This is a genomic window from Propionispira raffinosivorans DSM 20765, assembly GCF_000381065.1.
Classification (GTDB): domain Bacteria; phylum Bacillota; class Negativicutes; order Selenomonadales; family Selenomonadaceae; genus Propionispira; species Propionispira raffinosivorans.
The window spans coordinates 205,439-222,476 of the sequence record NZ_KB905841.1; the positions used below are offsets into that span (position 1 = coordinate 205,439).

Consider the following 17,038-nt stretch of genomic DNA (forward strand, 5'->3'; position numbering starts at 1 on the left):
TCTCCATTTTTACATAGGAAATATGTGACTACAATTATACTTTCGCGCTTCTTGTAGCAATACACCTTGCACTAATTCTATAACAGCTATGATAACTCCTATGTCGTCTGTAAATTTAATTTCAGATATATACTGTATGGATATGCCAGTATCGGTATCTACTATTTTATGTCCATCAGATATCAAAAAGCCATCTACTTTTATTTTTTGGTCAGTTAAGATTCGATAAGCTCGCATCCCATAATCACCAGCACCATAAATATAAAGTTTTTTATGCCTTCTAGCAAATTCTATCATTTGTTTATCACGCCATGTATTTGTAAAACTTACAAAACCGCTGTGGCCAAACTCTACTTGCGCTCTAGTAACTAATTTTTGCAATAAATATTGTAAATCCACATTTGCTACCGATGCATATTCTGTGGTCTCAACCGTTGCTGAATAAAATCCTGCACTCTGTGACATATAAATTAAAATCCTATATAGTGCCTTCCGTCTCGTATCCTTGCACTTACTTTCCAGCCACTGGTCAATACTAAATTTTTTCTTAAATAGTGCTGTCAAAATTTCTGTTCGGCACCAAAATGACCCTGCATAGCCAAAGGTGTTTTTTACTATTGAAAGATTACAGTTCAATCCTAAGTTTTGAGACAATACTTTTGTCTCATCAAAACAGCCCACCCAAGTATCCCCTAGCTCTGCAAAAAAATGTGCATGATAAGGTTCTGGAGGAGCTAAAAACCCCATTTTAGAATTTTTCTCAAATAATTCAATAACATTTTCTATATAGTCATCATTTTGTATTAAATTATTCCAGTTATTACATTTAAATGTTTCTCCTATTAAAATGGATTCTTTTTTTTCTGCTCTATAGTCATTCACTATACAGATATATTTATATTTACTCAATATTTTTGCTTGTCCTGAAATCCATCCTAAAATACTTTTTCCATTATAGATAACAATATTATATTGTTTTTTTCCCGTTGCTAAACATCTTTCTTTTAGCAGAGATGCATCCTCTCCATCTCTAATTACAATAATAATAGGCGTATCATTTGATAATGTGGCAACATAATTTGTAAAATTTTGCTCAACTTGCTCTTGATAGATCATATTAAAAATGATTACTTTATCATCAGATTTCATAGGACTTGATAATCTATTTATCGGTAAAATATAATTCAAATGCAAAGACTCTTTCAAATCAACTACATTATATACACGCAAAAGGTTTTCCCAAATCATATTCACATCATAATTAGTTTTCTTATCAATATATTCTATAGATTTTCTTAAATCCTCATGTCCAGAATATTGAAATATCCTATCATCACAGGTAAATACTTTTCTTTTCAAAGTCGGACAATGATACCGATATATCAATTCGCCATTACGGAAAAAATAATGGGGAAAATTATTTTTTTTTCGTGCTGAATCATATATATCCATATTCACATAAGCATTCCATTGATATCCGGCTTTCTCAAATTCCACCGTAAAAGCATGTTCAAAATTTGAAACAGCATCCTTATATATATTAGATTTCCCTATATCTCTTTCCCAAAATCCTTTAAATATACTACTATGCAGTAATCTTTTTCGAACTACGACAAAATATGCTTGCAAATGTTTGGGTATATAACCAAAATCCACATTATCGGTCTCAGACATTTTCGTAATTCCCCAAAAATCCAACTCTGACCTGCTTTGCATGTCTCCAAATATTTTTTTGAATTTTTCAAAAGGTCCATAATATGTATCATTACTTAAAATCAACTCATCATAACCATAAATATTATTCCATCCAATAAACTGATTTAATGCCTCTTTATATGCGCCTGCATCTCCCCCTAAATCACCTCGCATATAAATATCATCCGTATAAATTTTTATACGCTCAATGTACTCGGGTTTTATTTCTCCATTACATACAACAACAAGTCTGTTTGCCACAGTACGAATCTCTTTCAATAAATATATTATATAATTATCGATAATTCCGTCCTTATCGTACATTTGGAATATAGCTATTCTTTTTGTACTCATAAGCAATCCCTCCCACTGTGGTAATCAACATTTTCTTAACTTAAAATGCATATAATACAGTCTCAGCATTGTTAAGCGAATAATGCCTCATATAAAATTTATATTCTGGATTATACTTCAATAAAATTGCAGGAATCTCCCATAGATCTTCCTTTTTATGGTACATACATATTGCCAGTTTAGGTTTCATTCCCCGAATAATCTGTTCAGCCCCTTCTAGAGCTTTCAGCTCAGATCCTTCAATGTCAAATTTTATAAACGTAATTTTTTCATCCTTTAAACATTCATCTAAGGATGTTACTGGAACACATGTCCCCCCCCTCTTAGACACTACCTCTCCTCCAGTAAACCTCGAAGCTCCTTCAACCACTATATCTGCAACAAATTCCAAAGTTGTCGTTTTATTCCACAAACCTTTTGTAATCAAATTACAATTTCTTTGCATCGATAAATTAACCTTACAGGTATCATGCAAAAACTCATTTGGTTCAAAAACATATACTTGTTTATATTGACCATCAGCCCATTCACAAAACCGCAGTGCAGTCTTGCCGTCAAAACCACCGGCATCTACAAAAACTTCATTTTCATCGTGTGGCATAGCAGGCAAATCAAAATATTGCTTTTCAAACAAACGATCTACAATTTCTCCCAATAATAATATATTTTCTTTTTTGAACCCTCCTGTCAATAATTGTTTTTCTATTTCACGATAATACAACCGCGTAGAAACTACGATAAATGCATCTTTATATGAAGAACTTAGTTCTTCATATGAAATAACCTTTAATCCATCGACAATTTTTCCCTCACCCAATTTATTATCTGCATAGCAATACCACTGAATATCAGGGAAGAAATTTCTGACCGCTTTCCCCCAATATCCTGCGCCAAAAAGAATTTTAACCTGATTTTTATGCTTAGATAAACTAGCGTAAAAGCTCTTTACCTCATCCATATTTTTAAAAATTTTGCTCATATATTTTCTATCACCAGTTAAATTATATAACAAACGATTTGCATAAAGCTCACGTGATATATTATCCTGCATTTTTGCATATGTTGACCCTATTACATCTAAATATGATTGCATAGTTACCAGTATCCTCTCTATTTCAATGTTTATTTACCAAAACGACTAATAATCGTATCTTGCTGTGCAGGGGAAAGTGAAATAAAATAAGCTGAAAGACCTCCAATTCTTACCCGTAAATTTTGATATTTTTCAGGATGTAGCTTCGCATCTTTTAATTCATCTACACTCGCAGAGGTAATTGTCATAATATCCCCGCCTAGAGCACAAAAAGATTTTATTAATGACATTAATCTTTTTCGCCCACTTTCCCCACTTATCTCATTCTTATTAAGAGAGATATCTACGGGCGTCCCCCCGAAAAGTTCTTTTAAATCCGGTTTCGTTATACTCTTAATAATAGAGGTCGGCCCATTTTTATCAAATCCCGGTACAGGTGAATAATTTGGCGCTATAGGTTCAAAATTATAACGGCCATTTGCAGATGCAGATATATTTCTGCCAATTTGTGCATACCCAAAAAAAGTACCTATTCCACCAGTCCACATGAAACCCTGATCCAATTCTCTAATTTTTTTCAATTTTACAGAAAAATCTCTTATCAGTCTTTCGGCGATGTCATCCGCATGCGTATCGTTACCAAATTTAGGAATTTTATTTAATATATAAGCCCGAATTCGCTCGTAGCCTTGCCAATTCGCATGCAAAGCGTTATTTAATTCTTCTAAAGATATCATTTTCTCATCATATACAACTCTTTTTATCGCATTAAGCGCATCAACAGTATCTGCTAATCCAGCTAAAACCAACATTCTTATATTGTATCTCGCTCCACCAGCATATACATCCTGCCCCGTCTCAATACAATCGTCGGTAATAGCCGAAAAAAGCGGATCTGGAGCTGAAAGAGCATTCATGCCAAACATTCCTTTGGCTGAATCAAATAAAAAATCCATCTGATAATACATTTGTTTCTTTAATGCCAAATAAAACATTTCAAATGTTTTAAATGCACTTAGCACTCCTAAATCGATTCCATATTCACTACTCTTATCTCCACCTCCTATTATACCTTTTTTAAGGCTTTTCCCCCTATTAAAAACATGTTCTAGACAAAGCAATAAATATACATCTAAATGAAAAAAATTGGTTTTCCCCGGAATTAAAGTTTCCCAACATCCATCTGATGAATAATTTCTCGCATCTTCTAATGGCACGCCTAATCTAACATACCCTTCTATAATATTTTTATCATTATAAATAATAGGTTCGCCTTGACTATCTGATAAAACCTTCGCCAAAAGTTCTAGAAATTTATCAGAAGTCTCAGTATGTATACGCGCCCCTAAAATAGGTAATAATAAGTTCATTTGGAAGACCAATTCTATTATCATATAAGATAGCTCATTTGTTGCATCATGACCATCTGGTCCAACTCCACCGACAACAGCTGTCATCAAAGTATGATTAGCAGCTTGTCCAAAACAATAATTATGCTCTGAATTCTGATTTTCTAATGGATTATATACATACTCAGTTTCCTTAAACTGATAATCATAGCACTTCATTTTGTTATGCTGGACATCTACAACGACCTTTTCATTAAGCTTAATCAAAAAAGATCCCATAATATCCATTGCCATTTCCTGATTTATTTTTCCTAAGTGCAAATCATTTTTATAATAATTATAAAAGTATTGATCAATGCGGCCTAACGGGATAAGCTCGCCCGCAGAATTCAATATTGTATAAGTAAACCAAAATGCCTGTACAGCTTCTTGCAAACTTGTTGCAGGATAAAACGGCACGCTGTTACATATCTGATACATATGTAACAGTTCATTCTTTCTTCGTTCGTCCTCGCACGAAAAAGCTACTTTCAAAATCTGATCTGCATACCGCTTGGCATAAATAACTACAGAATCTAAAGATATTAACATAGCCCTGTATTCGTCCAACATTTCGACATTACTCGGTTCTTTATATGCTAATTGTAATAGTTTTTTCTGAACATCTTTTTTTAACCCAACAATTCCCTTTTGAATTATTTTTTCATACCCAGGCGGATGATGACCATATATGGTCAGTTCATTCATGTAATAATATTTAGCAAATAATTCTCGTTCTTCTTGAGTTAGGTACTTCGGTACACATTTTCCTATGGTCTCTGAATTTATGTCTGGACAACCTACAACTAACTCGTCATCTTTTATATGTACCGGCAAATGCTCAGCAATATATTTCACAGCATATGCTTTACGAACAACAATACTCTCTTTTTTTAAAAAAGAACCTTCCTTTTCTTTTAATATATCTATACCATAAAAATAAGGTTTTTTTTCCTGCTTATAATCAATTTCATGTAAACGTAATTTTAATCGTTTTAACCTATCCGTTAAAATATTCATAAAGAATTCCTCCACACTATCGATTCAGTAACAATCTTAATTCTCGCTTTAGTAAATTGCTACATACTGTATTCCAAACGATATTATCAACTTTATAAACAGTTTTATAACCCTTCTTCAGTAAGCTTTCTTTAATTTCTTTATGGAATTCTTTTCCACAAGCAATAATCACTGGACATTCTACATTCTCAGCATATTCTTCTAGTAACTTAATGGGTAATCCACAGATATCCTCAAGATTTTCTTTTTTACTACTAACTGCAAATCCAATAATTTGTATATCGGGGTTCATATTCCTTAACCATTTAAATATCGCCTCAGCAATGACCTTTCCCCCATAAATGAGTATCTGATTTTCTTTTAGAATATCCTCTACATTGTTATTCTTCATAAGAACCTCCATTGCATCACTACCGCTTACGACACAAATAATTATTAAAAATGATGTGCGAAATCCATCATTTGTTAAAATTCTCTTATAAAAAGATGCACTGATTACCCTAGAGTTTAAAACATTATAAAAATAAACCAGTGTAAGTTCGATCTTTCAATCACAAATAAGTAGTTCTTTGAAATCCTCTATATTCATAGTCATTAAGTCTTGTTAATTATGTGGTATAACAGTCACTGGCTTATCTTACTTTTATTCAGAAAACCAAGTATGAACATATTTTTAGCCCACATTCTCCTCAACACATGATGAAACTTTCTTGAGTATCCAATAAAATCAAAGGCTGAACACTTATAGTGTCATAAAAACACCTCATTATGTGTTTCCGTAAATCCAGATTGTAACAGAAAATGTAAAAAAGCTATTCTTGACAAAATTGATATGCCACAAAAATATATTTAAGGCAAAAGATAAGACTATTAACTAAACTTTAAAACTACTATTATTAATTCGTCTGCATTGCCTCAAGCATCTTAATTTTTCCATATTTCTTGTAACTTAGTTAAGCTTGCTCTTTGTTAAGTGATTGGAGTTTGTTTGTCACGTGTATCTCTTGACTAAATGAAATTACTGCCTCCTACGTCTACATCTTTTATGAAACGCGACATCATACGCCTACATTTTTCTATATTATATTTATTATTTTCCATAACATTCATCATACTATATTTTTTACCAATCATTCTGTATTTTCCAGACCCGATCTGATGAAACGGCAATATATGCACTGTTTTTATTGCATCTAATGTATTTATAAAAGATATGATTTTTTCAAATTCATCATCATCATTAACGCCTGGAATTAATGGTATCCGTATAACTATTTTTGAATGTTTCTTGACTAATTGTCTCAAATTATTCAGCATAATTAAGCTATCTGTACCTAAGTATTTTTTACTTTTCTTTCTATCAATAAGCTTTATATCATACAAAAAAACATCTGTATACTGAATTATTCGTTCAATATTCTCCCATGGTACAAAACCTGCTGTTTCAATATTCAAAGATATGTTTTTTTCTTTTAGCCTAGATGCTAAATTTAAGCAAAAATCAATTTGTAACAAAGCTTCTCCGCCACTAAAAGTAACACCGCCACCAGATTTCTCATAAAAGCATTCATCCTTCATAAGTTCATAAAATACGTCTTCAACTGAATTAAGAGATGAACTATAGGTACGAGCAGAAAAATAACATTGTTTTACACATTGAAAACAACTATTGCATTTCTCCCAATCTATAATAGCTTTTGCACTATCTATTTTTATAGCCTTATCTTTACATACAGAAATACAAGCACCACAACCAACACATAGACTATCGTTATACATTAGAACTGGTCTTCTTTCTATGTATTCTGGATTCTGACACCAAGCACAATTAAGGGCACACCCTTGAAAGAATACAATCGTCCGAATCCCCCTTCCATCGTGAACATTGAAATGTTGAATTTTTCCTATCTCTGCTTTCATTATTTTACTCCAAATCAAATTTCAATTACATTAATTTTTTACTCCATTTGTTTCGCTGGTTTGCCTTTATACTGATTTTTCTCACTAAATCCCCTGCATTTCTTGCAAAAATTCGTATAACCTTTGCCATTATAACCTAAGCGAAACTCTACAATTTCTTTTTTACGGTTATCATTAAAATTATTCAGATCAAATATCTCTTCATCCGGCTCGGGATTTATACCAGCCACAGTCGCATAAGCATCATAATTACAACTGTGAAGCCTTCCATCACGAAGTTCCTGCCATGCTTGACAACATTCATCAAAATGTTTTTGTAATTGCTCTTCACTCCAATGAGAAAAATCTGTTTTATCAGGAGCTAAATCTATCCATTCAGCTGTTTTGTTGATATAATACCGTATTTGATATTTTTGTAGTTTTTCAATCAGTTTTGAAAAATCCCCACTATATTGCGGAACCGCTTCACGATAGTCATCTACCGTAATTTCAACTTTACACTTACTCAATCGTTCTAGTACACTATCGTCCGGAACAATCGTGCCATTCGTAACCGTACGCAACGTATCGATACGATCTCCATAATTATGATCAATATATTCGATAATCTCTGCAATCCCCTTATAAAGCATTGGCTCTCCACCACTTACATGGAATAACATAATTTTGTCTACACATTGAAAAAACAAGTCTATATCTTTTTTTATATCCTTCCATTCTCTCACATAAAACTGCTTCGCATAAGGATTAAAGTTTAGGCAAGCCCTGCATTTGAGGTTGCATGCTGTACTTGGTAAAAAAGATATAGACGAAAAGTATACTTGATTATATTTATAAACAAAATATATCGATAAAAACTCTTCAATTATGAAAAAATCTTGATTATGTACATACCCATTAGCCTGTAGTTGTTTAGTAATTGCACCGCGCTGAATTTGAGATACCGTAATCACGATACCTGTCTTTTTTGGGGTAAAGTCTATCGCATCCAACGATTCGCAGTTATACCCTACAAAGACTTCCCCATGCTTTTGTCGATTGTTATCGATAAAGCCTTTGATGGTTATTTCTTTACTCATAATATTGATAAACTGTTTTCCATAATCTCCTGCACCAAAGAAATAAAACTCCATTTTTTCCTGCATCGTTTTATATACAGCATCAAATTCATGTCCTTGCTTTGTCCATTTCATCCCATTGCACCCCACATCAAAGTTTATAATCTAATATCGTATAATATTGCCGAATTCGTTCCGAATACTGCTGATTTGTCTGCAAATATTCTTTCTGATATTCCCGCATCAAATCTGTACTATATTGCAAAACTCCTTGGTTTTTATTACGATAGGCCATCTCGGCCACCAACTCTGAACGATAAACCAAAAACCTTTTAATCCAAACAAGGATATCGTCTTTTATCTGCTTCTTTGTAAAATTTTCAATAACTATCTGATAGGTACGCAGTATATCGCCCCACAGCACCTCATCTTCCGAATGATAGGTCGAGGTTTCACGCTGATAATAATGATAAAAGGATTGGTCGATATATATGGTTCTGTGTGTATTCAATATCACTTCAGAAAAATACAATATATCTCCACCTATCTTTAACTTGTCATCAAATAAAATCCACTCTTTATTTTTATTCTGCAAAATTTCTCTTTTATAAATTTTACACCAAATATAACCTGTAAATCCCCTATAATCATCCCGACGATATACATACTCCATTAACCGATGCCGTCCAAAGACATTTGTGGCAACAGACAAATTATTAATAGCTCTTCGGCTGACTGTATCCGTATCGATATAATATCCGGCAGCTACCATATCTACTCTATATTGCTCTAATGCAGTTATTAAAGTCATATACATCTCAGGTTCAATCCAATCATCACAATCTACAAATGTGACATAATCTCCTGTACACATTCTCAATCCACAATTTCTAGCGTTACTTTCCCCGCCATTTTTTTTATGAATAGCAATCAGTCTCTTGTCTCTTGCAGCAAATTCATCAACAATTTCTTCACTTCCATCAAAAGAGCCATCATCTATACATATGATTTCTAAATTTTTATAAGTTTGTTTACATATACTTTGTAAACATTTCCTCAAATATAAAACTGTATTATAAACAGGAATAATAATTGAAATTTTGCTATTCATTACAAGTATCCTTACTTTTAAAATATTTTATAATAGTTTCAAATCTGACACAGGATGTACTTTTCGATTTTCAATTGGGGGGAATTTCATAAAATCACCAAACTTAAAGCTCAAATACTCCTGATAATCTTTTATTCCTCGAAATACATATTTTTCGAATTTTATATCAATACTCTCTTTATACCATTTTCGATAATAGCCATATTCTGCATTTGGTGTGGGAAACAACAAAATACGAACCATTTTTGTTGTTTCTTCATTACAACATACTACAAACTTATCATAATGGTTAAAAATTATGTTTCGTGGAATTTCACTTAATAAAGCATAACATTTACGCATAAAAAAGCTTTTATCAGCTATTCTACCAACTTCAGACCATAATGCTTTACGAATACAAAAGCAATGAAAATTATGCCAACAACGCTTTAAGTAATTATCCGGCACTCCATCAAGGGGAAAAACATCAATAAATACACCTTGCTCATAAGGCATATGTTCTTGATGTTCCCGAAGAAAGAGTGTATTTTTTCGTCTTAACTTCCCATATCCCCAACGATAGCCTTCTGTGTTTCTATGATCTTGAAAATAGAATCGTTCTTCATCTAATTCTATCTCACAAGCCGTCCGAAATTTTTCATATTCTGAACGTAAAAAAGCCACATCAGCATCATCATCCCATGGAATATAGCCACCATGGCGTACAGCACCTAACAAAGTTCCCGCAATAATATTGTATTGTATACCACATTTTTTACAGATTCGGTCAACTTCACTCAACATGTCGAGTTGAACCAATTGCAATTTTCTAATTGTCTTATCATCTATCTCAATCAATATCTTCCCACCTAATCTTTATCATTTAACTCGGAAAGGAATAATACTATAATCTCCATCAGCAATCTTCCTTGCATGATCCGGGCAGTCCGTAAAAATAGCATCTACTCCGGCTTCACACATCCATTTCATATCGGTCTTTACATCGACAGTCCAGACATTGACACTCAGTCCTGCTACATGACATTTTTCAATGAATCCTGTTTTTTTTGCAATGCTGACTGGGGGGTGAATCGCTGTCGCCTGTAAATTCGCTGGATAATGAGGAATATCAATAAAATCCTCACCACATAAAAGGCCGATTTCTGCTTGCGGATTAATTTCTTTTATTCGTTTTAATGAATAATGATTAAATGATGAATATAATACCCGGTTTTCCAAGCCAAACTGCCTTACTAACTCTAGCGTTTTTTCTTCTAAACAAGGATAATATATCAATCCCGTTTTCAATTCTATATTCATTGTCAATTTATTATTTTGCATCCAGTAAAACAATTCCGTCAGCGTTGGAATTTCGGTAAAACCATATTCTGGATGCACTTGACCAAAATTCATTTGTTTCAATTCCTGCAATGAAAAATCTTTAACCCACCCGTGCTGATCACTGACCCTGTCAATACGTTCATCATGCACAATTACAATTTCACCGTCTTGAGTAAGTTGCACATCAAATTCGATTCCATCAGCCTTCATATCCCAAGCTTTTTGAAATGCTTTCATCGTATTTTCCGGTGCATACTGTGTATCCCAACCAGATGCACCACGGTGTGCCCATACTTGTGGTTTCTTCATAATAATAATACTCCATCTATTTTCTATTTGCTAAAAATTTTTCCATAACTTCTGCTAAAGCAATAGATTCTCTTTTACTTAATTTAAATTCATCATGTCGGTACCCATTGATTGTCGAAACAAAATCACTCAATTCATATCTTAGCCCATCACCTAAAAATTTCGTAAACACCTTTTCATTTTGATTAAAATCTTCGTAACAAATTTCAAAAGACTTTGTTTTCCACCACGGTGCTTCCACCATAATGTATCCTTTGGTTCCTGAAATCAACAAATGTCCATCCGACTTTACCGTAAGTCCCGTTTTGGACGTTGCAATACTTTTATCATATTTGAAATACGCCTTTGTATACGTATCAATGCCATTCTCAGCCGTAAAGCTGTCAAAGCGAATATCGTGAAAATCAGTCCCAAGCAATTTAATAATTGCCAATACCGTATAACTGCCAAACTCAGTAAAGCTGCCACCATTTTCTATATCAATCATTTCTCTCAAATGTGCTGCAGTTAAACGAGTAAAACAAGATTCTACATCGTATATTTCACCAATTACACCACTTTTTGCAAGACTTAACAAGCGAATAAATCCAGGTATATAAGCTGTTTTTATGCCTTCCATGAGAATGCATTTTTGTTTTTTCGCCAAATCAAATAATTCTTCGGCCTGTGCTTTTTCTAATACCATCGGTTTTTCACATAAAACATGTTTTCCATGTAACAAGGCATTTTTTATATAACCATAATGCGTTTTATGGGGTGAAGCAATATTAACAGCATCCACTTTTTCATATAATTCTTCTTCATTGTCCGTAGCAAAATCGAGACTGTGCTGCTTGGCAAAATTCTCGGCACTTTCAATATTCGGATTATAAACCCCTTCGACATTCAAGCCGCTTACATATTTTGCCTCTGGGATAAAACGTTGGGCGATACGTCCTGACCCGACCATCCCCAGTCGAATAATTTTATAATTTTGTTCTCGTCGCATCGTACTTGAAATTCCTTTTGTCCGGTCTAAATAAACCACGTCACAGAGATCTTTCAAATAATCGAAATTTCCTAGCCAATCTGAACCGATCGCAAACGTATCAATTTGGTATTTCTGTATATCTTCCACTTTTTGTCCAACATGATCTTCAATAATAACCTCATCTGCAAACCCAGTCTTTTTTACATTTTCAATACGTTCCATCAAAGAGTCTATCACATTAAGTTTTCCACGATTTTCATCAAAATGTTCGGTTGTTACACCAACGATTAAATAATCACCAAGTGCCTTCGCCCGCTGCAATAGACTATAATGACCCTCATGAAATAAATCAAACGATCCATACGTGATTACTTTTTTTATAAATTTATCATCCTTCATCCCACCACTCGATCCTTTCCTGCTCCAAAACGAACAAATTGCAATTGCTTTTCTCCGCCTTTGATGATAAGTGCATCCCATAAATCCTGACTTGTTTCGTGCAGTTCCCTCTTTGGTGTAAACGTGCCTATCGGTTTTTTTTCCTGCATGTCTTCACATTTTGCACAACCAATAGAAACAATAGGAATTGCGCTTCCCTGAAAAATATAGTCCGCATGCGTGTGTCCATGAATGTATGCCAAAATATTATTATATTGTTTTTGGTGCTTCTCCATGACATCTATCAGCAAATCCCCATTGCGTATCGCAGATGCCCAATAATCCAATTTTGCCAAAGGTGCCATATGCGCAAAAAGCACGATTACAGTTTCTACTGGTGTATTTTGCAGCGTTTTTCGCAACCATTCGATTTGTACTAAATCAAAACCGTAACGAAGTTTCTCTGTATTTTCATAAGCACTTAGAAAAAAGCAACGTACATGCTGTTTTTTGTAATCCACAAAATAATAAGGATATTCCATATTCATTCTATAACGTTCGCGATCGCTCTGATAAAGATACACTTGTTCAGAAATAGTCATTACATCGGGATTACCGGCAAAATAGTTTGCATCATGATTTCCTAACACGACATGAAGGGGCACAGCCATTTTTCTTAAATCATCCAATATGTTTCTCACATACGTGTAAGTGATTTCACGAGGTACCATGCCATCCGTCAAATCACCAAGATGAACCACACCGTCAAAGCCAGCTCGCCAATGCACCGTTTGAAGATTTGCTACCGTATCTTCCCACGTACCATTCACGGTATAGTGTGTGTCTGAGAGTACGGCCAAAACCAATGAATTTTCTTTTTTTAAGTCCTTTATAGATTCTACGGTATCCTCTATTTCTTTCTGGAAACACGGTCGCGGTTTTTTTTCTTGCTGAGCCGTTGAATAAAAACAGATGATATCGTTTATAGCATCTGCTTCCTGTGCAGAAAAGATCTTACCATCTACACGTTTTAAGCATATACGAAAGTATCGGCTATCTTGAAACACATATTCTTTCTGACGATATGTATCTCCACCAAGGTCACCAGCATACGTCGTCCAACTCTCTTCCGGTGCATAGTCATAGCTGTGCCGATATTTTTCATCAAAATCAAGTGTATATGTTGCTACATTAAAATAATATTTTTTATTAAGTAGCACAATTCGACTTCCTTTTGCTGTCAAATAAAAATAGCAACTAGACATTCGATCCGGTTGATTGTTCCCTGTTCTTCCCGTTGAGGCATAAATCGTGACACCTGCTTTGACAGTAAATTTTACCCTATTCATTTATATTTGCTCCATAATATATTGATGTACTTTTTTTCCACAATTTCCATCTGCATTTACAATGTTTTCTGCAAATGCCGCCTTTTGCTTGATTTTATCATGATCCTCGTGAAGAACATATTCTATAAAACTGGTAACATTTCGCCAAAGGTGATTTTCATTCGTTGCATAAGGAACATCTTGACCAATCGCTCCAAAAGATTTTGTCATTGGTGTCGAAAGCATCTCCATCTTTTCTGCTGACAATCGACATGGTTGTAACCTGCAGGTTCTCGTTATTGTATCAAATATCACTAAACTACGATCATAAGCTGACAAAGCTAAAATTTTATTATCCCCATATGTTACAGCATTGAAAAAATTATCTTGCTGCATATAAAAATTTGTTTTGCGATCAGAAATAGAATAAGACAGACCTATATCCACTTTTTCGATTTTTCCACTTTTCGTGTCAAACCGTAAAACCATATTGCCATAACGTGGAAATAGCCATATTGCACCATTTACTTTGGTTGCTCCGCTAAATTGATACATTTGACCATTATCCCAATTCTGCATACAACTATATTCTGTCGGATAGATATCATAAAATTCGCAAGTATTTGTTTTTCGATTCCATTTTCGTATGCACTTGGTTTTCCAAGGAATCAACCAATACGTATCCAAATCAACTTCTGCCTCTATTATCCTCCAGCAATCCACATTTTCTCCTGGAAGATCATAAATATGATAGTCTCGTGTTTCCATATCAAACTCTATGATTTTATTAACTTGTAAAGCTGGAAGTAAAAGACGATTTTCTATTATACATTCCCATCCCAAAAGCTCTTCATGTTGGGCATGTTGATATGGCAAAAGTTCCTTTATACATTTTGTATAATATATGCATTCACCTGTATTTATATCATATGACAAAATCGCCGGATACCTACATGGAATCATAAATAAGTGTTTTTTATATGATATACTACGGCCAAAGTTTCCCCATTCTAATGCTTTTTTTAATGCCGTCGTTTTAGATATTCCCGAACTAACATCATATTCATAAATAGACTTCGCATTCATCGGTGAAAAATAAATTTTGTCTTCAATCTTAACAAAATGAGTATATAACCCTCCGTTGACAGGAAAAGTTTCAAATTGCAATAAAGGTTTGATTTCCCCAGAATAAATATTCATCCGACACAAAGCATTATATCCTTCAGCAACAAACCATACCTCGTCTCTTTCTATGTGCATATAATGAAATGCGATAGATGCCTTTTCCTCTAGTGTCGGCTCATTCCAAAGCATCATATCATCGGTGAAAAAAATGGGTTTGCCTGCAACGCCAAATAAATTAATAACCGAAGAACTTGATTCTCCTAAGTAGGCGTCGGCAATTGCTACCGCCATATTGATATCTGGTGTTTTATCTAATATACCTATGCGCTTTGCCAAAAATTCTTGTTCTAAATCTTTATAAGACTTATATAAATCCATCCGCATCGACTTCATTGTAGATTCAAGCAACGGATGGGGTCTGAAAAGTAGTACAATATCTTCGCGTCTGGCAAAGCAATCAAAAATATATTTCAGCTTATGCAATGCTCGCTCACCAAACTGTAAAAGCCCTGATATACTAACATTATATAAAATTATCTTTTTCCCTTTTATAACATTTTGCCATTCTTTTGGTATTCGCTTATGCTTTTCACAAAAAAAGACTTTATCTGCCTTGGGAGACCCCAATGGCACCAGTTTTTCTTTAGGAATATAATCACTCAAATACTTTATATCCTGTTCCATTAACTGGCTACCGCCCATCGGTGCCACCTGCATTTGATCTTTTTGCACAATCATTTTGTCCATATTAAAGTAGCATGCCAATTGGGTCTGTCCTTCCGGCCACCTTTTGCTCAAAACAAAATAAGGCACATACACGAGCATGTCTGTATGTTTCTTTAACTCACTTGAATAATATTTAGGATCTACCGACGTTACCCGATTATATTCGTCATATGGATTATGTATATAAATCGCATCTGGTTTCCGCTTGGCAATATCATATTGATTAAAATCAATAACCAGTACATATTCCGGGAAAAGATCTGCTTCACAATGCCATGTGGCTGGTGATCCATCTGGATTTCGATCACAATAAGGAATTGGCATCACATACGCATCACACTTTGCATCATCTTTAGCGGTCAACCAAATACTTTCTAAGCTGTCCCACATCGATGCCTTATAAGGTAAAAACAAAATTTCCACTTTTACTTCTGCTTCATTGGTGACATCGGTTAGCATTTTATCTAGTCCATTATAAATACCAAGAATCTCATTTTCGATATCGCCTATATCTTTTAGCTGTTTCATTGCCAAAACAACTTGATCATAATATTGTTTATAATACAGAAACCGTTGTGGCGATAGCCCCGAGCGAAACGATTCCTGCAACGTTTCCATTGCAAGCAAGCAATCGTCTAATACTTGCAACACACGACTCGACTCTGCTGTTTGAATGTATTGCACGCCACCCCATATAGCGGGAATCATATCCATAATCTGCTTTTGTACAATTTTCCTCATATTTTAACCGCCTCGTTTGTTTGTATCTTCCATAAAATATAAATTATAGTCTATCTACTATAAAAGATGATTTTTCCACTATAAATTTCAGTTTAAATTTTAAATATACTTATATTATATCGTAAAAATCCACGAAAAACTTAAATTATTTTCTCTCTCAAATCAATTTTATGAATTTACAAAATCAAAGCGAATACGATGTGCCGTTCACTATCGCATTCGCTTTAATATTGGTTCTATAATAAATGTTGGGGTAAGCAAAAAATAAATTGCTTATTCCAACATATTTTTTTTGCATAAAAATAGAGCATAAAGTGAATAACTCATTTACAATTAAAGTTACCACAACACTAACCGAAAGGGGTTATCACTTATGCTCGATATTCAGTTTACTACACTTTTCTTAGACTTGAAAGACCTTTCTATTATAAATGTTACAGAAAATTCACTGACGGTTCAATTGCCACGTAAACTCCACATATGCCCATCCTGTGGGCAGCAGACGCAAAAAGTTCATGATTATCGCCTTCAAAAAATAAAACATCTTCCTTTATTACATAAA

At 34.0% G+C, this 17,038-nt stretch carries 13 protein-coding genes; 1 reads left to right on the plus strand and 12 read right to left on the minus strand.

The features are described from left to right. Positions 1–9 precede the first annotated feature (9 nt). From F606_RS0103885 to F606_RS22180, 12 genes are all read right to left on the minus strand, one after another. Complete coding sequence (locus F606_RS0103885) at positions 10–2,049, minus strand: rhamnan synthesis F family protein (protein WP_019552562.1); 2,040 nt, start codon at positions 2,047–2,049, stop codon at positions 10–12. A 40-nt stretch (positions 2,050–2,089) separates the two neighbouring features. After that, on the minus strand, positions 2,090–3,142 hold the full coding sequence (locus F606_RS22170) for an FkbM family methyltransferase (protein WP_019552563.1): 1,053 nt from the start codon (positions 3,140–3,142) through the stop codon (positions 2,090–2,092). Positions 3,143–3,171: 29 nt separating this feature from the next. Then, a complete protein-coding gene (locus F606_RS0103895) occupies positions 3,172–5,490 on the minus strand; it encodes a pyruvate formate lyase family protein (RefSeq protein ID WP_019552564.1) in 2,319 nt (772 codons plus the stop codon). Between the two features lie 16 nt (positions 5,491–5,506). Further along, a complete protein-coding gene (locus tag F606_RS0103900; protein WP_019552565.1) occupies positions 5,507–5,881 on the minus strand; it encodes a hypothetical protein in 375 nt (124 codons plus the stop codon). A 617-nt stretch (positions 5,882–6,498) separates the two neighbouring features. Further along, positions 6,499–7,410, minus strand: a complete 912-nt coding sequence (locus F606_RS0103905; protein WP_019552566.1) for a glycyl-radical enzyme activating protein — start codon at positions 7,408–7,410, stop codon at positions 6,499–6,501. A 38-nt stretch (positions 7,411–7,448) separates the two neighbouring features. After that, the gene (locus F606_RS0103910; RefSeq protein ID WP_019552567.1) at positions 7,449–8,603 is read right to left on the minus strand and encodes a radical SAM protein; all 1,155 of its coding nucleotides are present in this window, start codon (positions 8,601–8,603) and stop codon (positions 7,449–7,451) included. 16 nt (positions 8,604–8,619) lie between these two features. Next, positions 8,620–9,579: a glycosyltransferase family 2 protein gene (locus F606_RS22175; protein ID WP_019552568.1), complete on the minus strand. Its 960-nt coding sequence runs from the start codon at positions 9,577–9,579 to the stop codon at positions 8,620–8,622. 27 nt (positions 9,580–9,606) lie between these two features. After that, entirely contained in the window at positions 9,607–10,416 is an 810-nt protein-coding gene (locus tag F606_RS0103920) for a LicD family protein (RefSeq protein ID WP_019552569.1), read from the minus strand. A 21-nt stretch (positions 10,417–10,437) separates the two neighbouring features. Further along, positions 10,438–11,208 (minus strand): glycerophosphodiester phosphodiesterase, encoded by a 771-nt coding sequence (locus tag F606_RS0103925; protein ID WP_019552570.1) that lies wholly within the window; start codon positions 11,206–11,208, stop codon positions 10,438–10,440. A 16-nt stretch (positions 11,209–11,224) separates the two neighbouring features. Beyond that, complete coding sequence (locus F606_RS0103930) at positions 11,225–12,577, minus strand: Gfo/Idh/MocA family oxidoreductase (protein ID WP_019552571.1); 1,353 nt, start codon at positions 12,575–12,577, stop codon at positions 11,225–11,227. Beyond that, complete coding sequence (locus F606_RS0103935) at positions 12,574–13,905, minus strand: metallophosphoesterase family protein (RefSeq protein ID WP_019552572.1); 1,332 nt, start codon at positions 13,903–13,905, stop codon at positions 12,574–12,576. Before F606_RS0103935 ends, F606_RS0103930 begins: the two co-directional genes overlap by 4 nt. Beyond that, complete coding sequence (locus tag F606_RS22180; protein WP_019552573.1) at positions 13,906–16,476, minus strand: CDP-glycerol glycerophosphotransferase family protein; 2,571 nt, start codon at positions 16,474–16,476, stop codon at positions 13,906–13,908. It abuts the gene before it with no gap. 373 nt (positions 16,477–16,849) lie between these two features. On the opposite strand from F606_RS22180, the gene F606_RS23890 reads away from it, so the two are divergent. Next, positions 16,850–17,038: transposase family protein (locus tag F606_RS23890; protein WP_026329235.1), on the plus strand; the 189-nt coding region annotated here is incomplete at its 3' end.